This window comes from Hydrogenophaga sp. (assembly GCF_019264445.1).
GTDB lineage: Bacteria > Pseudomonadota > Gammaproteobacteria > Burkholderiales > Burkholderiaceae_C > Hydrogenophaga.
In genome coordinates, this window is record NZ_JAHVAB010000063.1 from 1 (window position 1) to 18,812 (window position 18,812).

Here is an 18,812-nt window from a genome sequence, read left to right on the forward strand (position 1 = left end):
GCACCACGGCCGCACCTGCCTGCCGGGCCATGCGCGCGAGTGCCACGTAGCGAGCCTGCCTCGCCGCGTCCTCCGGGCTCTCGCCTGGCGCGTGGCGAGCCTGAACGCGCTCCGCTTCAAGCAGCACGCCGTGCTCGGCACAGAACGCTTTCGCGTGGGACTCGAACTGATCGGCCGCTGCCTGCAAGCCATGGTGCACATGCAGGGCCACCACCCTGCCCGGCCATCGCCGGTGCGCAGCCAGCAGCAAGGCCGTGGAATCGGCCCCGCCACTGAAGGCCACGGCCACGCGGTCCGGCAGCACGGCGCCCGCGTCGCCCACCCCACGCGCCCACCACGCTGCCAACGCCTGATCGCAGGGATTGGCGAGTGGCTGGGCCGGGGTATTCACCTCAGCGTTTGTCCTTGCTTTCGGCCTTGGTGTCGGTGTAGCGACCGTAGCTGTTCAGCCGCGCGTAACGGCGGTCGACCAGCTCTTTGACCTTGAGGTCTGCCACCTGGCGCCAGGCGTCGCCCAGCGCGCGCTTGAGGAAGGCGGCCATCTGCTTGTGGTCTCGATGGGCACCGCCTACGGGCTCGTTGACGATCTTGTCCACCAAGCCAAGTGCCTTGAGACGGTGCGCCGTGATGCCCAGGGCATCGGCGGCATCGCTGGCGCGGTCGCTGGTCTTCCAGAGGATCGAGGCACAGCCTTCGGGGCTGATCACCGAATACACGGAATACTGCAGCATGAGCACCTGATCGGCCACCGCGATGGCCAGCGCACCACCCGAGCCGCCTTCACCAATGATGGTGGAGATGATCGGCACTTCAAGCTGCGCCATCTCGAAGATGTTGCGACCGATCGCCTCGGACTGACCGCGCTCTTCGGCGTCGATACCCGGATACGCACCGGGTGTGTCCACGAACGTGAACACGGGCAGCTTGAACTTCTCGGCCAGCTTCATCAGCCGCAGCGCCTTGCGATAGCCCTCGGGCTTGGTCATGCCGAAGTTGCGCAGGCCACGTTCTTTCGTGTCACGGCCCTTCTGGTGGCCGAGCACCATGCAGGGCTGGCCATTGAAACGCGCCAGCCCGCCCACGATGCTCAGGTCGTCCGCGAAGTGGCGGTCGCCATGCAACTCCTGAAAGTGCGTGAAGATCTCGCGCACGTAGTCCAGCGTGTAAGGCCGATCGGCATGGCGCGCGATCTTGGTGATCTGCCACGGCGTGAGGCTGCTGTAGATGTCTTTGGTGAGCTGAAGGCTCTTGCCAGCGAGCTGTTCGATCTCTTCAGAGATGTCGACCGCCGATTCCGTCTGCACGTAGCGCAGCTCTTCAATCTTGGTTTCGAGCTCGGCAATGGGCTGCTCGAAGTCGAGAAAATTCTTTTTGGCCAAGGTGGGCTCCTTTGGTCTTGTGGCAACGACGTCCCGGTGCGATCAGTAACTCACCGGCAGCGGATCGAGCGACCGCCAAATATACCAAGTCGCCACACTGCAATAGGGCGCCCAGGTATGGGCCACTTCGCGAATCTCGCTGCGGCTGACGGGCTCGCCGGAAAAGTAGGCACGACTGATGCCGTTCTGCAGGCCGATGTCGTCCAGGGGTAGTACGTTGGGCCGCATGAGGTGAAAGATCAGGAACATCTCGGCCGTCCAGCGGCCGATGCCTCGAATGGCCACCAGCTCCGCAATGATGGCTTCGTCATCCATCTCGGCCCACTGGCTCACGTGCACCTGGTCGTTGGCAAAGTGCAAGGCGAGATCCACCAGGTACTCCACCTTTCGGGCCGACAGCCCTGCGGCCCGCATGTCGTCCACCTTCAGCTTGAGCACCTGGGCGGGCAGCATTTTCTTGGGCAATACGGCAAAGCGGTCCCACACCGACTGGGCCGCCTTCACCGAAATCTGTTGGCCGACGATGCTGCGAGCCAGCGTGACGAATGCATCGCCACGCGACTGCAGGCATGCGCTGCCATGCTGGGGTATGAGCTTTTTCATGACCCGGTCGCGCTTCATGAGATGGCGACAGGCCTCAGCCCAGTAGGCGGGCGCGTCTGCGCTGAGTTCCGGCATCGCGGTGGGTGCCATCAGCTGCGCTCCCAGGTCGTGCCTGCGGCACTGTCCTTGAGCACAACGCCTTGGTCCAGCAGCTGCTGGCGAATGCGGTCGGCCTCTGCAAAGTTGCGCGCCTGTTTGGCAAGGGCCCGCTGGCCGATCAAGTCCAGGATGTCGGCTTCGCCCAAGCCTGCCTCGGCACCACCCCCCTGCAGGTACAGGGCCGGATCGGCCTGCAACAGGCCCAGCGTCCCGCCGAGCGCGCGCAGCAAGCCGGACAACGCGACGTCCTTGCTGCGGTTGACCTCGCCCGCCAGATCAAACAGCACCGCGACCGCCTCCGGCGTGCCGAAGTCTTCGTTCATGGCATCGCGGAAGCGCTGGGCATGCGGCTGCGTCCAGTCGATCGCGCCCACCGGCGCTGCAGGCACGTGGGACAGCGCGGTGTAAAGCCGCTTGAGTGCGCCCCGGGCGTCGTCCAGATGCACGTCGCTGTAGTTCAACGCGCTGCGGTAGTGCGCGCGGAGGATGAAAAACCGCACCGTCTCGGGGTCGTACTTGGCCAACACCTCGCGAATGGTGAAAAAGTTGCCCAGGCTCTTGGACATCTTTTCGTTGTCCACCCGCACGAAGCCGTTGTGCACCCAGAAGTTCGCCAGCGGTTTGCCGGTTGCGCCTTCGCTCTGGGCGATCTCGTTTTCATGATGGGGAAACTGCAGGTCTGCACCGCCGCCATGGATGTCGAAGGTCTCGCCCAAGGTGCTGCAACTCATGGCCGAGCACTCGATGTGCCAGCCCGGGCGGCCGGCGCCGTAGGCACTGGCCCACTTGGCCTCTTCGGGCTCATCCGGTTTGGCCGATTTCCAGAGCACGAAGTCCAGCGGGTCGTTCTTGTCGCTCGCCACCGCCACGCGTTCGCCGGCGCGCAGGTCGTCCAGCGACTTGCCCGACAACTTGCCGTACCCAGGGAACTTGCGCACGGCGTAATTCACGTCGCCGTTGTCGGCCTGGTAGGCCAGGCCCTTGTGCTGCAGCGTCTCGATCAACGACAGCATCTGCGGCACGTATTCAGTGGCGCGCGGCTCGATGCTGGGCGGCTCGATGCCCAGCGCACCGATGTCCTGGTGCATGGCCGCCGTCATCTCGTCCGTCAGCGCACGCAACGTGATGCCTCGCTCCAGCGCGCGCTTGATGATCTTGTCGTCGATGTCGGTGATGTTGCGCACGTAGGTCACGCGGTAGCCGCTGACCTTGAGCCAACGCTGCACGACATCGAAAGCCATCATCATCCGGGCATGGCCGACGTGGCACAGGTCGTAGATCGTCATGCCGCAGACGTACATGCGCACGTGCCCGGGTTCGATCGGCTGGAAGTCCTCCAGTCGGCGCGACAGGGTGTTGTAGATTTTCAGGGTCATGGGCGGCGGGAGGCGCGGAATTCAGGGCGGTGATCGGGGGTGGAAAACCGGCTCGGTCAGGCCGTGCGCTGCACCCTCCGCGCAACGGGCCTTGCGGGTGTTCCATACGGTCTGGCGCGGCCATCGGAACAAGACCCCTCAGATACAATCCGCCAGTATATCCAGCCCGGTGGCGCGCCCCAGCACGCCTCCAGGCATTCGATCAACGTCTCACTGGCCCCATCCCTTGCGGATGCCCAGGCTTGCTTCCGAGGTCCCATGCAACACCCCGCGAAATCACAGCCCAGCCAAAGCGGCCTCACGCCTCACCTGCGTCGGCTCGCGCTGGCCACGCTCACCGCAGCCAGCCTGGGCATGCCCATGGCCTGGGCGCAAGGCGACGAATATGCCGACGTCAACCGGCTGGTGCGTGCGGGTCAGTTGGGCGAGGCCATGGCCAAGGCCGACCAGTACCTGACCGCCAAGCCGCGTGACCCTCAAATGCGGTTCCTCAAGGGCGTGATCCAGACCGAGAGCGGCAAGGCCACCGAGGCCATCGGCACCTTCGCCAAGCTCACCGAAGACTTCCCCGAACTGCCCGAGCCCTACAACAACCTCGCGGTGCTCTATGCCAGCCAGAGCCAGTTCGACAAGGCGCGCGCCGCCCTCGAAATGGCGATTCGCACCAACCCCAGCTATGCCACGGCGCACGAGAATCTCGGCGACGTATACGCCAAGCTCGCCAGCCAGGCCTACAGCAAGGCGCTGCAGCTCGATGGCAGCAACCAGGGCGTGCCCCCCAAGCTCAGCCTGATCCGCAACCTGTTTGCGGCCGACACGCGGGGCGCGCGCACCAGCACCTCGGTCGCGGCCGCCCCGGCGCCGGCAGCTGCACCGGTGCCAGCCGCTGCGCCAGCGCCGAAGCCGCCTGCCGCTGCCGCCGCACCCGTGGCACCACCGCCGGCCTCCGCACCCGCTGCGCCCGCCGCCAGCGGCGATGCCCAACGCGAGGCCGAAGCCGCGGTGAACGCGTGGGCGCGTGCGTGGGCCTCGAAAAATGTCGCCAGCTACCTCGGGTCTTATGGCCCGGCCTTCACACCCCCGGGCGGCATGAGCCGCGCTGCATGGGAAGCGGAGCGCCGCTCGCGCATCGAGCCCCGTTCGCGCATCGGGGTCGACGTGAGCGACCTCAACATCACCGTCAATGGCGACCGCGCCACCGCGCGCTTCCGTCAGGACTACACCTCCGACACCTTGAACGTCACGAGCCGCAAGACGCTGGAGCTGGTCAAAAGCGGCGGCCGCTGGCTGATCGTTCGGGAATCCACGGGCTCTTGATGGCCAGTCGGCGGTTCGCGCAACGGGGCCATGCCAGCCTCTCGACCGAGCTGCTCAGACCGGGGCGAGGCTACGGTTCACAGGCTTCCAGACGCTGGCCTCGTGCCGCATGGGCCGCAGGCATCCTGGCCGTCCTGGTGGTGGCAGCCGCCTTGCTGCACAGGCCGGCGTCCGAACGCGACGCGCCGGCATCGGCGACCCCGCCGCGCGAAGCACCCACATCGCTCCTCGACACCGCTGTGGCCCGCGTGCAGGAGGCCGCCCAAAGCCTGGCGGGACCGCCACCCTCAGGGCTGGAGCCAGTCACCCTCAGCGGCCAGCGGCTCGAACAAACCAAGCCCATGATGGGGCGAGCGGAAGCCCGTCTCATCGAGATCTACCAGCTCATTGGCGATGCACAGCACCGCGAGGCCCTGAAGCTCGCCGAGTCGCTGGTGCGAGACCACCCGAACTTCCAGCTGGCGCAACTCGTGCTCGGCGATCTGCTGACCCTCCAGACACGCCCCGTGCGCCTGCTGGGCGACGTACCGGATACCAAGGCGATGGCCGCCTCTGCGCAGCTCAGCGCCTTGCGGGAGGAGTCGCGCCGCCGCCTGCTGGCCCTGACCGAGCGGCCGCCCGAAGGCAGCGTGCCCACGCAGTTCCTCACCCTCTCGCCCCAGAGCCGCCACGCCATCGCCATCGACGCCTCCCGCTCGCGCCTGTATTTGTTTGAAAACCTCACCGCGGCGCGCAACGGCACTGAGACGGGTCGTACACCACGCCTCAAACTCCTTGGTGACTTCTACATTTCGGTCGGCCTGTCGGGCATCGAGAAGTCTGTTGAAGGCGACAAGCGCACCCCTTTGGGCGTGTACTACATCACCAGCACGCTCAATCCGGCCGATCTGCCCGACCTCTACGGCGTGGGTGCCCTGCCCATCAACTACCCCAACCCGCTCGATGTGCAGCGCGGCAAGACAGGCAGCGGCATCTGGCTGCACGGCACGCCCAGCGAGCAGTTCGTGCGCGCGCCGCAGGCGTCCGACGGTTGCGTGGTGCTGTCCAACCCCGACCTGCAGCGCCTGCTCTCCACCGTGCAGATTCGCACCACGCCGGTGGTGATCGCGCCCTCGCTGCAGTGGGTCAAGCCCGACGCACTCGCAGGCGACCTGACACAGTTCGAGGAAGTGCTGGCCTCCTGGCGCCGCACCCGCAGTACCGGCAACCTGGACGAACTCAAGTCGTTTTACTCGCAGCGCTTCATGAGCCAGGGGCGGGATCTGGCCCAGTGGTGGCCCCGTGTGGAAACCGAGCTGCGCGCGAACGGCTCGCGCGAGCTGCAGATGAAAGACCTCTCGGTCCTGCGCTGGCGCGACCAGGAGGACACCATGGTGGTCACCTTTGGCGAGGTGGCCGCCGGCCAGAGCCGGGGTGTGACCAAGCGCCAGTACTGGGTGCGCGAACAAGACCGCTGGACCATCTTTTTTGAAGGAACGATCTGATGAAACTGTCCCTCCACCCCCTGCGGCGCCGTGCGGCCGTCATGGCCATTGCCCTGGCCACCGGCGCAGCCTGGCTGCCGATGACGGCCGGTGCGCAAACCACGGCACCGCGCGTGAAGCTCAGCACCTCGATGGGCGACATCGTGATCGAGCTCTACCCCGACAAGGCGCCCAAGACGGTGGAGAACTTCCTGCAGTACGTGCGCGACAAGCACTACGACGGCACGGTGTTCCACCGCGTGATCAGCAACTTCATGGTGCAGGGCGGTGGCTTCGATCAGAGCTACACGCAAAAACCCACGCGCCCGCCCGTCCCCCATGAAGGCCAGGCGGCCATCGCCCAGGGCGGGCCGCGCAACGTGGTCGGCACGGTGGCCATGGCCCGCACCAACGACCCCAACTCCGCCTCGTCGCAGTTCTTCATCAACGTCAAGGACAACGCCTTCCTGGACCCCACACCCATTCCGCCCGGCGACCCCGTGCCGCAGTTCGAGTACCGTGGCAAGGTGTACAAGGACGTGCCGCGCGCCAGCCTGCTCAATGCCGGCGAACTCTACGGCTACACCGTGTTCGGCAAGGTCGTCTCCGGCATGGACGTGGTCAACAAGATCAAGGACACGCCCACCGGCGCTGGCGGCCCGTTCCCCACCGACGTGCCCAGAACCCCCATCACCATCCTCAAAGCCACCCTGGAGAAATAAACATGGCCAACCCGAAAGTCGAACTGCACATCACCGGTCACGGCGTCATCACGCTCGAGCTGGACGCTGAAAAAGCCCCCGCATCCACCGCCAACTTCCTCGCCTACGTGAACAAGGGCCACTACAACAACACCGTGTTCCACCGCGTGATCCCCGGCTTCATGGTGCAAGGCGGCGGCTTCGAGCCTGGCATGAACCAGAAGCCCACCGACGCACCCATCACCAACGAAGCCAACAACGGCCTGAAGAACGACACCTACACCGTGGCCATGGCGCGCACCAGCGACCCACACTCCGCCACCGCGCAGTTCTTCATCAACGTCGCCAACAACGGCTTCCTCAACCACACGGCGCCCAGCGCACAAGGCTGGGGCTATGCCGTGTTCGGCAAAGTGGTGTCGGGCAGCGAGATCGTCAAGAAGATCGAAGGCCTGCCCACCGGCCGCAAGGGCTTCCATGACGACGTGCCCAAGGACGACGTCGTGATTGAAAAAGCCGTCGCGATCTGATGCATGGGGCGCCCCGCCCCGATCTGCATGACCGACACCCCAATCGACCGCTTCGCCGAATGCATCGCTCCCGCGGGCTGGCAAGCGGTCGATTTCATTTCCGATCTGCACTTGCAGGCGAGCGAGCCCGACACGTTCGGCGCATGGCTGGACTACCTGCAACGGCCATCCAGCGAACGCGCCGATGCGCTGTTCATCCTGGGTGATCTTTTCGAGGTGTGGGTGGGCGACGATGTGCTGGGCGCACGCGCGCACACCTCCACCGACCACGCCTTCTGGCGCGCCTGCGCACAAGCCCTGCGCGCCTACAGCGACCACGCTCCGGTGTACTTCATGGCGGGCAACCGGGACTTCCTGGTCGGGCCCGCCGCGCTGGACGCCTGTGGCATGCAGCGGCTGAGCGACCCCAGCGTGCTGGTGCTCAACGGCCAGCGCTGGTTGCTCAGCCATGGCGACGCCCTCTGCCTGGCCGACACGGACTACATGCGATTCCGATCGCAAGTGCGCGACCCCGCCTGGCAACACGAATTCCTTGCGCAACCGCTGCCGCAACGCGAGGCCCTTGCGCGCGACTTGCGTGCGCAGAGCGAAGCGCGCAAACGCAGCACGGGCAAAGACCCCAGCCTGTGGGCCGACGTGGACACCAGCGCAGCGCGCGCCTGGCTGCGACACGCCAACGCGCCCACGCTCATCCATGGTCATACGCACCGCCCCGCCACCCACGCGCTGGGCGACGGTTTGCAACGCGTCGTGCTCAGCGACTGGGATGCGAACGCGCAGCCGGCGCGCGCCGAAGTGCTCCGGCTGGACGCTCGCGGCGTGCACCGCTTGCCCCTGGCGCGCTGAGCCCTGCCCATGATCGACCTGCTCCAACGCTGGCTGCCGCGCGCGCTGCGCCGGCCCACGCCCCTCCCCGACGCGCTGTGGCGCACGACGATCGCCCAACACCCGTTTCTGGCGGCGCTCGACGAAGACGACCAACAGCGCCTGCGCCTGCTGTGCACCCACTTCCTGCTGGAGAAAGAGTTCCACGGCGCCAACGGGCAAGCGGTGACCGACGCCATGGCATTGGCCATTGCCGCGCAAGCCTGCCTGCCCCTGCTGCACATGCACGGCGTGTCGGGCGAGCCTGTGCGCGACCCTCTGAAGCTGCTGGACTGGTATGGCGACTTTGTCGGCATCGTCGTGCAACCGGGCGCTGTGGTGGCGCGGCGCAAGACGACCGATGGCGCCGGCGTGGTTCACCACTACGACGAGGTGCTGGCCGGCGAAGCCATGGACCGCGGCCCCCTCATGCTCAGCTGGGAAGACGTGGCCCAGGCGGGCCAGTGGGCAGAACGCGGCCACAACGTGGTGATCCACGAGTTCGTGCACAAGCTGGACATGCACGACATGTCGATGGGAGAAGCGCCGGATGGCGCCCCACCCTTGCCCACCGGGTTCCTGGGCACGCGTCACCCGGCGCAGGCCCGCGCGCGCTGGCGGCAGACCATGCAGGCGAGCTACGACCGTTTCCGCGAGGCTGTGGCCATGGCCGAACGTTTCGGTGGCGAGCAACCCTGGCTGGACGACTACGCGGCGAAGGACGCCGCCGAATTTTTCGCCGTGACGTGCGAGGCCTACTTCGTCAACCGCGCGCGCTTCGAAGCCGAGTTTGCCGAGCTGATCCCGCTGTACGACGGCTTCTTCCATCCAGGCCGCGCCACGCGCTGAGGCGCGCGGGCGGGCATCAGCGCTTGAGCAGGACCTTCAGCACGTTCTGAAGGCGCCGCTCGGCACCCGCATCAAACCCCGAGGCCAGCACGCTGGCCACATCGTCCACCCAGGTGTCGGCAGGCGCGGCGGCATGGCGGCGCGTGAGCAGTTGCAGCTGCAGCATGCGGCGCTCGCTCAGGTATTCGGCGGGTGTGGGGACTTCGGCCGCCATTTCCAGGCGCAGCAAGGTTTCACCCGACAGCGCAGTGGCGGGCTTGCCCAGTGCGCCCGCCCAGGCCGCGCGGTTGCCCGCGCTCACGCGAGGGCCCAGCGCCTGAGCGGTCGGCAGCTGCTCGGCATCGCGTTGCTGCCAAGCCGTCACCAACTGCGTGAGCACTTCGCCGTGCGCCTGGGCCGCGAGCTTGCGCAGGCTGGCCTGCGCGGCTTCGATGGCCTGGCGTTGTGCACGGAACGCTGCGTCGCCCAGTCGTGGGCCACGCGCTTCGCGCTCGGGCCGCGCATCGCGCCAGGGCGACGCGCCACCCGGACCGCGGGCGTCGCGACCGCCGCGTGCATCGGGGCGGCCCGATCCGCCATCCCGACGGCCATCGCGGGCCACGGGCTCAGCCTTCTTCATGCCGGGGCGGTCGTCACCACGCACGGCGACGATTTTCTTGGGTGGCGCAGCAGGTGTCACAGGCCGAGCCGGTCCAGCAGACTCGGCCGCCTCAGGCACAGCCGCATCGTCCGCAACAGCCTCGGCACCTTCCTGGGCAACGGGCGCGGCAGGCGCTTGCGCCGGGGCCACAGCCGGTACGGCAGCAGGCGCGGCGGCCTGCCCGGCCAGCGCGAGTTCCAGTTCGTTCATGGCCGCACGGATGCGCTGCGCATCGCCGCTGGCGCTGGCGGCTTCCAGCGCGCGCGACGCGTCCAGCACACGCTGGTCGTGCGCGTTCAGGGCTGTGGCGGCTTTCTCGCGCTCGGTGCTCTTGCGTGCAAAGGCCTCGTCAATCGGCTGGCGGAACGCCTCCCACAGCTTCTGCTCGTGCTTGCGCTCCAGTGGCACCGCATGGGCTTCGGCTTGCCAGCGCTGCTGCAAAGCCTTGACGGCATCGATGCGCAGCATGGGTGCGGCGCCCAGGGCCACGGCTTCATCAATCAGTGCCTTGCGGCGCGCGGTGCTCTCGGCCTGTGCCGCTTCCAGGCGCTCGTGCGCCTGGTGCATCGCGTCTTTCCAGACGGGCTGGATGTCGGCAAATGCTTTTTCGCTCAGGTGCCCGGCTTCGCGCCAGCGCTCCGAGAACGCGTGCAGTTCACGCACCTGGGATTTCCAGTCGGTGCTGTCGGCATGCGCCAACGTCCAGGCCTTGAGCTCTTCGATGATGGCCGCGCGCTGCGCCTTGTGCGCCTCGCTCTGCTGGCGCACTTGCACCAGCCACGCTTCAACCACCTTGTGGGCTTGTGTGCAAGCTTCGTCAAAACGTTTCCACAACGCGTGGTTGGGCTGTCCGCCCTGGTCGGTGCTCTTCCACTGGTCACGCAGGTTGCGCAGGGTTTCCTGCATCTTGCGCCCGCCCAGCCGCTGGCCTTCCGGCGCCTGCAGCAGGGCCTCGGCCTTGGCCACCAGTTCTTCGCGCAGCTGGTCTGCGCGCCAGCGCTGCCAGCCTTCGAGTTCGCCAGCCTGGCCCAGCGCCGCCTGGGCGCGGGCGTCCAGCTCGGCGGGCACGAGACGTCCGTGGCTCTTGAGCAAGGCGCGCACATCGGCCGCGGCTTTGGGCGTGGCCTTGCCGTGGCCCTCTGCCAGCTCGCGCTCCAGCACCTTCAGCGCCTCGTCGAGCTCGGCCGCGACGCGAGCGCGCTTTTCCTGCTGCACCTTGGGATCCACGGGGGCTTTCTCAGCGGGTGCGGGCACGTCCTGGCCGCGCGCCACTCGCAACTCGTCGGCCCAGACCGGCACGGCCGGCAGCGGCGCCTGCGGGTTGGCGTCGGCGGCCACGGTTTGCGCCAGGGCGGCTTCGAATGCATCCCACACCAGCTGCAGCTGTTGGCGTGATGCATCGAGCATGGGGGGGAACTTGGCGTCGACGCTGGGCCACTGCACGTCCTGCGACAAGCCGCTGGCCTGCTGCTGCCACTGGGCCACGTCCGTGCGCAAGGTTTCCGCAATCTGCTGGGCGTCGCGCCAGGGTTTGGTGGAAAGCACTTCGATGCGCTGGGCAATCAGCACCGCGGCTTCGCGCTCCACCTGCACACGGTGTTGCAGGTCTTCAATGGCCTTGACGCGTTCGGCCAGCGCCTGGCGCAATGTGGCCAGCGGTTCGCGCGACAGTGGCGCGCCTGCGCGGGCAGCGTCTCGCTGCCAGGCCAGGGCATCGGCCAAGTTCAGGCGCGACTGCTCGATCAGCGACTGCGCCTTCTGAGCCCACTCCACCGACATTTGCTCCTGCGACTTCTGGCGCTTGAGTTCGTCGAGCTTTTCCTTCAGCGGCTTGGCGGCCCCGCGATCGCGGTGCGAGAGCTCCTTGAACACTTCGTTCATCTGCTCGAGCGCGGGGTCGGTCGCGAGCCAGTCGCGGATGCGCGCCGCGCGCTCGCCCGACGTGGGTGCAGAAAACGCGCCGCCGGTCACGGCATCCAGAGGGTGGGCGGCGTTCGATCCGGCGGGCTTGGGAGAAGTGGGCGTGTTCACGGCAGGGTCGGAGGCGTTGGACGAAGACGGGTTTTTGCGCAGGGAAAACAGCGACATGAAAAAGAGGGCTCGATCAATTCGGGTGCCAGCGCCACGGCGGCGCGACCAGCGCGTATTGTCGCCGCAGTTGCCGCGCACCGGCCCCGCCTGGGGCCGGCCTGCTGGCCATTCAACGCGGTGCGAGCTTCAGCTCGGCCTGGGGCCGCCACTTTTCACCCCGGCTGACGAGCTGGGGCGCGCCCTGGAACAGGCGATCTTCCGGCAGCTGTCGGGCCGCCAGGTACTCCTTGACGACCACGCCGCGTGCGACCGCGAGCTCCCGGATCGCATCGTCAGTGACAGGAATCGACGCCAGCAACAAGGCCTCCATCTCGGCCTGCGGAAGGTCCCTGGCGATACCGACCGCATTGCGCGGCTTGGGTATTTCGGCCCGGCGGTAGACCTCCTTGAGCAACGCCGGGTACTCGGCCGGCGACACAGTGAGCGCATCGCTGATGGGCGCGCCCTCGCGCGCCAGGGCCCGGCGTTTTTCAGCCAGCACCCGTTCGTCGAGCTTTGCGCGCTGGTAGCCAGCGCGTTCGGCATCCAGATCACCGTGCCCCACCACCGTGACCTGCAAGCCAGGTCGGTCGGTGAGCGCCTTGGCCACGGCATCCAGCCGCTTTTTGCCGTCGTCGTCCAGCACGCGGCTGCCCGGGTCGAAAGCGATCTGGCTCATTTCTTCGCCGCCACCACCGAAGGCGCTGGCGACCAACGAGAACGGCGACGTGATGGCCTTGCCAATCAGGTTGAAGATGAGACGAAAGATCAGCGGCGCCAGCTTGAACTGCGGATCGTTGAGCGAACCACTCACCGGCAGGTTGATGTCGATCACTCCGTTGCGGTCGGCCAGCAGCGCCACCGCCAGCTTCACGGGCAGGTTGGGCGCCTCGCTGCCGGCCACGCGGTCGCCGAAGTTCAACTGGTTCAGGATGATCTGGTTGGAGGCCGTGAGCTGACCATCGGGTTCAATCTTGTAGGCCACGTCCACGCTGAGCTTGCCGCGCTCAATGCCATACCCCGCGTATTTCACGGTGTAGGGCGACAGCGGTGGCAGCTCCAGGTTGCGCACACGCCCCCGCACGTCCAGCGCCAGCGGCTGGGCCAAGGGGTTGAGCTTGCCGTCGATCTCCAGGGCGGCGGTGCCCTCGGCGCGTCCACGCAGCGAGAGGTCGGCCATTTGCGGCGCACCGCCGGGCGGGACGCTGGCGAATGAGCTCAGGCTGCCAGTGAGCTCGCTGAGGTTGGCCGAGTAGTTCGGCTTGATGAAGCGATCTGAAAACAGCACGCGGCCATTGACCAAGCTGATCGGCCCAAAGCGCATGTCGGGCGGCGGGCCTGCATCCGCCACTGGCGTTGCAACGGCGGGTGTGGCCGCAGCCCCCGCCCCTTCAGCCTGGCTCTTCACCAGCCCTTGCAGGTTGATGCGCCCAGCCTCGTCGATGATGAGGCGCGCAAAGTAGTCGCTGAGCACGGTTTCATCGACGGACACACGCGTGGCCTGCCCCGGCGCCATGCCGATTTTCAAGCCGCGCACCTGGAGGGACTTCCATGCCAGCAGATCTTCGGCCGGCGACAGGGTGTTGGCCCTGAAGTCGTCCAGTGCCGCGTTGCCCGCCAGCGCCAGTCGCAGCCCGGTGGATGGCAACGCTGCGTCAACCGTGCCACGGTAGCTGGCGTCAGCACGAAGCAAGTCCAGGTTCAGGCGGTCGCCAAAGTAAGGCTCCAGCGCATGCACCGGAAGGCGGTCGGCTTGCACCTTGAGCTGGGTGCGCAGGCCGGCGCCCGCCGTCTCGCCAGTGCCCGGCAAGCGCAGCGAGCCCTCCAGCGAGAGTTTGCCGGGTTCTGCCCTGTCGCCTTTGACAGTGGCCATGCGAAGCTGGAGCGACAGCGGCATGTCGGGCTGACTGCGAGCCATCGGCTGGAGGTTCTTGAGCTGCAGCTTGATCTGGCTCAGATCCAAGTTGACGGGTTGCGCCAACCCGAGGTCTTCCACCGACACGGCTCCTGCGTCTATCTGCACGTCGGCCAGCGTCAGTTGCCAGGGAGAGGCTGGCTTCAGCGCAGCGCTCGCGGGCGTCGGCGCTTCTGGCTGCGCCCTCAACCAGCGCTCCACCATCCACCGCCCTTCCTTGTCGCGCTGCACACGCAACTGCGGCCGGTTGAGCACCACCTGGCCCACGCCCACGCTTTTTGCCGCCAGGTCCACGCGCGCATCCTGCACCCGCAAGCTGCGCAAGGCGGCCCATGGTTGGCGGCTGGGGCCCAGCCGCACATCGGCAAGCTCGATGCGGGACGCATTCACGGTCAAACCCATGTCGGTATCGGCCTGGGCCGCTCGCCATTCCAGCTGCAGATCGCTGCTGAGCCGCCCATCAAGCTCCGGCACCAGCACGGTAGCAACGTAAGGAGCCCATGTGGCCAAGGGCAGCTCCCCCAAGGCCAACTGCGCGCTGGCCTGCATGGGGGTTGCCGCGCCCTTGATGGACAGCGGCGTCTGCCCGAGCAGTGCCGCCACCTCGAAGGGGACCGCCTCCTGCATGGGCCACTTGATCGACTGCGCCTGCACATTGAGTGCGCTCAGCACCATCTGCACGCCGGGCTGCACCGACGCATCGCTCCAGCGCACGGTCCCACCTTCCATCGCGAGTCGTTCGACGTTGACCTTCCATGGCGTTGGCGCAGGCGCGGCTGCCGGCGGCGGGGCGCTCTCGGCCCCCGGTGCCGCACCTGGCGTCGCTTTGCCCACCCAGCCCTGCGCCAACCGCTGCAGGTTCAGCCGCCCGGCAGCATCGCGCGCGAGCGTCACGTCCGGCGCCTTCAGCTCGATGGCCGCCAGATCCACCACGCCTGCCAGCGGCTCGACGCGGTTGAGCTGCAGGCCCAGGCGGTCCCAGGCCAGCAGCGGAAGCGTCTGCGATGCGCCCGCGCGCTCCACCACACGCAACCCGGACAGCGCCGCAGTGCCCGAAATCGACAAACGGGGGGTGTCCTGCAGCTCAAAGCCCAGCTTGAGCGCCAGCTGCAACACGCCGGCTTCGGGCTTCACTGGCCACTGGGCAGGCCAGTAAGGGAAGTAAGGCGCCAGGTCCAGCGCAGGAACATCCACGCGGGCATCCGTGTCGCGCGTCTGGGCAAATGGCGTGGTACTCGCGTTGGAGTCGAAGGCGCTGCCGTTGAGGACGAAAGCCAGTCGAGGCTGGGTAACCACTTTCAGGCGAGACGGCAGATTGCTCAAGAAAGGCACACCGACGGTCAGATCGGTCATCTTGTGTGTCACGCCCACGCTGTCGTCGACGAACACGAGCTCCCCACCCGAAAGATGGATGTTGAAGAGAGCAAACAAGGCCGGATCTGAGGGTGCCTCGTTGTCCTTTGGGCGAAGGCGGCTCAGCACATCGTCCACGTCGTAGCGGCCCTCGCCCAGGTGGCGCAAGGCCAGCCTGGGCTGCTCCAGGGTCAAGGTGTTGATCACTGGCGCAAGCCGCAGCAGCGACTGCATTTCGGCATCTATATACAAGCGTGAAAGCGACAACTGTGCGCCATCGCCCTGCGCATTCGCCACGCGCAAGCCTTCGATGGCCAGCTCCAGCGACCACGGGCGGAAATCCACGCGCTCCACGCTCACTTGCCGGCCCAGTGCGGCACTTGCCTGCTTCTGCAGTTGCCACTTCAGCAGCGGTGGCACGCCTACCCAGCCCAGCAGCCACAACAAGAGGAGACCCAGCACCGCCATCAGCAGGCGTCGGGCCCAGCGGCCTTGCGGCAGCCTGGAGAGAAATGTGTTCATCGTGCGATCGATTGCCAGCGCATCCCGGGAGTGTCGTCGAACTGCGGGCCATGCGCGGCACGACCTCTACTCGACAAACGCTCTCCAGAAACAAGAAACCCCGGCAAGCGAGGCTTGCCGGGGTTGACGGCGGGCAATGAGCTCATGCCGTCGTTTTTGGCGGAGGGAGTTGGATGTCTCTCCAGCCTGGAAGCAACAGATTGCTCCCGTTGGGGGCTGGCTTGCGGTTCACCGCGTTGCCAGCAAATGCCCGTCCTCAGACGGACAGCCGCAGGTTACTCCGCTCGTTCTGGCAGATCAATACGGCAACGGGTCGATCGCCATGGAGATTTTCAATCGCGACACTGGTGGCCATTCAACGAGGTCGGAATCACGTTTTGGAACATGAAAGGTGGTCGCGAGCCGACAAGCGGTCAAGGGGCCTGGACGCAGCTGAAACCCTTGCCACACGCGGGATTCCCGCTAGCAATGCCGCCGCGCTGGCGTTTTTGGGCGATTCTTAATATCTAAAAGTAGGCTTGGATCGACTCATAAACATTGACTCGATATTAATAAGCCCATAGGATGCGCCAGCTTTGCCCCACCGGAGGGTAAACCCGAACCGCTGCCCAACGGCTAACTCGACTGTTCACCTCTGCGGTGACCCTGTCGATGGCGACCCAATCCAGCCAGCCCAGCTTCAACGCCAGGCCGGCACAGAAAGGAGCGACAACATGACCGCGCACGACGCAACGCCAACCAAGAGCACCTCAGGTGCCGTGGCATCCCTGAAAACCGCCGTCGCTGATGCCTACCAAGGCTTCTTCGACATCACGCACAACAGCCTCGCACTGCTTGGCACCGTGCTCGCAGTGGCCCTGATCACCCTCAGCGCACGCGCCGATTTGCGCGCCAGCGCCGAAGAGCAACTGTTGGGCTGGCTGCTTGAGCGGCAGGAAGCCGCCACAGCCGATGCGGTGTACACCGCCGAGCCCACCGCCATTGATCGCGTGACCGCCGCCCAGCCAGGGGATTTGCCCAAACAGCAAGCCAATGTGACCTACTGGCTCAGCCGCAAGTACCGTGTGGCTCCCGAGCCCCTGAGTGTGCTGGTGGCCGAGGCGTTTGAAGTCGGCGAAAAAGCCAAGCTGGATCCGACACTGATCCTGGCCGTGATGGCCGTCGAATCCCGCTTCAACCCGTTTGCACAAAGCCCCGTGGGCGCGCAGGGCCTGATGCAGGTGCTGACCCGGGTGCATACCGACAAATACAACGACTTCGGTGGTCAGCTGGCCGCATTCGATCCGGTGTCCAACCTGCGTGTGGGTGCCCGGGTGCTGCAAGAAGCTGTGAAACGCGCCGGGTCGGTAGAAGGAGGTCTGCGACTGTACGTGGGTGCGGTGACCACCGATGGCAGCTGGTACATCAACAAGGTCATGGCAGAACACATGCGCATTCAGAGCGTGGCACTCGGCAAGCCGGTGCAGCGCACGGCGCCTCAGGTTCGCCCCACGCCCGTCGTGGCGCCTGCGCCTGTGGCGCCGGGCACGGAGATCGAGGCCGAAGGCCCGGCTCCCACCACACCGCTGCCCGCGGGCGCGCCCCTTACGCGCTCCTGAGTCACGGGCGGCGGTGGCCGCGCAGCGCCAACCCCGGGCCGGGGACGCAACCCTCGGCTAAACTAGCCGGGTACGCAACTGGCGATAGGCGCGCACCACCGGATGTTCCACTTCTGGAGGTAGCCGCTGACGTGGCCCCCCTGCCCGATCCGAGATCGTCCGCAGGGACAACCACTGGGAAGCGTACCGCCCGGTCAGACAGGCCGGGCGTTCAGCCGTTCGCCTGGGCAGCCCTTGTCTCCGCGCAAGGTTCCACGTCTTGAAGGACTGCCATGTACGACCGCAACATCCTCATTCAGCAAACCGACCCAGAATTGTTTGCCGCCATCCAGGCCGAAAACGCACGCCAGGAACACCACATCGAACTGATCGCCAGCGAGAACTACGCATCGCCTGCCGTCATGGCGGCGCAAGGCACCCAGCTGACGAACAAATACGCAGAAGGCTACCCAGGCAAGCGCTACTACGGCGGCTGTGAGTATGTGGATGTGGCCGAGCAGCTGGCCATCGACCGCGTCAAGCAGATCTTCGGCGCCGACGCCGCCAACGTGCAACCCCATTGCGGCGCATCGGCCAATGAGGCCGTGTTCCTCGCCTTCCTCAAGCCTGGCGACACCATCATGGGCATGAGCCTGGCCGAAGGCGGCCACCTCACCCACGGCATGCCCCTCAACATGAGCGGCAAGTGGTTCAACGTGGTGTCGTATGGCCTGAACGAAAAGGAAGAGATCGACTACGAAGCGATGGAGCGCAAGGCACATGAAACCAAGCCCAAGCTCATCATCGCTGGCGCCTCGGCTTACAGCCTTCGCATCGATTTCGAGCGCTTCGCCAAGGTCGCCAAAGACGTTGGTGCCATCTTCATGGTCGACATGGCGCATTACGCTGGCTTGATCGCCGCTGGCGTCTACCCCAACCCTGTGCCGCATGCCGATGTGGTTACATCGACCACGCACAAGAGTCTGCGTGGCCCGCGCGGCGGCATCATCCTGATGAAAGCCCAACATGAGAAGGCGATCAACAGCGCCATTTTCCCGGGCCTGCAGGGCGGCCCCCTGATGCACGTGATCGCTGCAAAGGCCGTGGCTTTCAAGGAAGCACTGACGCCTGAATTCACCGCCTATCAGCAACAAGTGCTCACAAACGCCAGCATCGTCGCCGAAACGCTCACTTCTCGCGGCCTGCGTATCGTCAGTGGTCGCACCGAAAGCCACGTGATGCTGGTGGATCTGCGTGCCAAAGGCATCACCGGCAAAGAAGCCGAAGCTGTGCTGGGCAGCGCGCACATGACGATCAACAAAAACGCCATTCCGAACGACCCGGAAAAGCCGATGGTCACCAGCGGCGTGCGCATTGGCACGCCCGCCATGACCACGCGCGGCTTCAAGGACGAAGAGGCTCGCATCACCGCCAACCTCATTGCCGACGTGCTCGACAACCCGCGCGACCCGGCGAACATCGAAGCGGTGCGCGCCAAGGTCAATGCACTGACCGCACGTTTCCCGGTCTACAAGTGAGCTGCCGCCGCACCAC

Annotated in this window: 14 protein-coding genes and 1 riboswitch; of the genes, 8 read left to right on the forward strand and 6 right to left on the reverse strand. The window is 66.2% G+C overall.

Going from position 1 to position 18,812, the window contains the following annotated elements; all coding sequences use genetic code 11:
• From KXJ60_RS13095 to cysS, 4 genes are all read right to left on the reverse strand, one after another.
• A partial coding sequence (locus KXJ60_RS13095) for an ATP-binding protein (protein WP_291128345.1) occupies positions 1-322 on the reverse strand: 322 nt, incomplete at its 3' end.
• 70 nt (positions 323-392) lie between these two features.
• Complete coding sequence (locus KXJ60_RS13100) at positions 393-1,379, reverse strand: acetyl-CoA carboxylase carboxyltransferase subunit alpha (protein ID WP_291128216.1); 987 nt, start codon at positions 1,377-1,379, stop codon at positions 393-395.
• Between the two features lie 42 nt (positions 1,380-1,421).
• A complete protein-coding gene (locus KXJ60_RS13105; RefSeq protein WP_291128219.1) occupies positions 1,422-2,072 on the reverse strand; it encodes a DNA-3-methyladenine glycosylase 2 family protein in 651 nt (216 codons plus the stop codon).
• A complete protein-coding gene (gene cysS / locus KXJ60_RS13110) occupies positions 2,072-3,457 on the reverse strand; it encodes a cysteine--tRNA ligase (protein WP_291128221.1) in 1,386 nt (461 codons plus the stop codon). The genes KXJ60_RS13105 and cysS overlap by 1 nt, the downstream gene beginning before the upstream one ends.
• A 258-nt stretch (positions 3,458-3,715) precedes the next feature.
• On the opposite strand from cysS, the gene KXJ60_RS13115 reads away from it, so the two are divergent.
• The 6 genes from KXJ60_RS13115 (at position 3,716) to KXJ60_RS13140 (ending at position 9,181) form a co-directional block, all read left to right on the forward strand.
• Positions 3,716-4,774 carry a tetratricopeptide repeat protein gene (locus KXJ60_RS13115; RefSeq protein WP_291128224.1) on the forward strand — a complete coding sequence of 353 codons (1,059 nt, stop codon included), beginning with the start codon at positions 3,716-3,718 and terminating at the stop codon, positions 4,772-4,774.
• Positions 4,775-5,115: 341 nt separating this feature from the next.
• Positions 5,116-6,258 (forward strand): L,D-transpeptidase, encoded by a 1,143-nt coding sequence (locus KXJ60_RS13120; protein WP_291128227.1) that lies wholly within the window; start codon positions 5,116-5,118, stop codon positions 6,256-6,258.
• On the forward strand, positions 6,258-6,959 hold the full coding sequence (locus KXJ60_RS13125) for a peptidylprolyl isomerase (protein ID WP_291128230.1): 702 nt from the start codon (positions 6,258-6,260) through the stop codon (positions 6,957-6,959). The genes KXJ60_RS13120 and KXJ60_RS13125 overlap by 1 nt, the downstream gene beginning before the upstream one ends.
• Positions 6,960-6,961: 2 nt before the next feature.
• Entirely contained in the window at positions 6,962-7,468 is a 507-nt protein-coding gene (locus KXJ60_RS13130; RefSeq protein ID WP_291128231.1) for a peptidylprolyl isomerase, read from the forward strand.
• A gap of 27 nt (positions 7,469-7,495) precedes the next feature.
• Positions 7,496-8,314 (forward strand): UDP-2,3-diacylglucosamine diphosphatase, encoded by an 819-nt coding sequence (locus KXJ60_RS13135; RefSeq protein ID WP_291128234.1) that lies wholly within the window; start codon positions 7,496-7,498, stop codon positions 8,312-8,314.
• Between the two features lie 9 nt (positions 8,315-8,323).
• Positions 8,324-9,181 (forward strand): M90 family metallopeptidase, encoded by an 858-nt coding sequence (locus KXJ60_RS13140; RefSeq protein ID WP_291128237.1) that lies wholly within the window; start codon positions 8,324-8,326, stop codon positions 9,179-9,181.
• A gap of 16 nt (positions 9,182-9,197) precedes the next feature.
• Here KXJ60_RS13140 and KXJ60_RS13145 read toward each other — a convergent pair whose 3' ends face one another.
• Entirely contained in the window at positions 9,198-11,909 is a 2,712-nt protein-coding gene (locus KXJ60_RS13145) for a DUF349 domain-containing protein (protein WP_291128240.1), read from the reverse strand.
• Between the two features lie 112 nt (positions 11,910-12,021).
• Positions 12,022-15,681 carry a DUF748 domain-containing protein gene (locus KXJ60_RS13150; protein WP_291128242.1) on the reverse strand — a complete coding sequence of 1,220 codons (3,660 nt, stop codon included), beginning with the start codon at positions 15,679-15,681 and terminating at the stop codon, positions 12,022-12,024.
• A 713-nt stretch (positions 15,682-16,394) separates the two neighbouring features.
• Here KXJ60_RS13150 and KXJ60_RS13155 point away from each other — a divergent pair.
• Positions 16,395-17,279: a lytic transglycosylase domain-containing protein gene (locus tag KXJ60_RS13155; protein ID WP_291128244.1), complete on the forward strand. Its 885-nt coding sequence runs from the start codon at positions 16,395-16,397 to the stop codon at positions 17,277-17,279.
• Positions 17,280-17,343: 64 nt separating this feature from the next.
• Positions 17,344-17,515, forward strand: a riboswitch (ZMP/ZTP riboswitch).
• Positions 17,516-17,551: 36 nt separating this feature from the next.
• Positions 17,552-18,796: a serine hydroxymethyltransferase gene (gene glyA, locus KXJ60_RS13160; protein WP_291128246.1), complete on the forward strand. Its 1,245-nt coding sequence runs from the start codon at positions 17,552-17,554 to the stop codon at positions 18,794-18,796.
• The last annotated feature ends 16 nt before the right edge of the window (positions 18,797-18,812 follow it).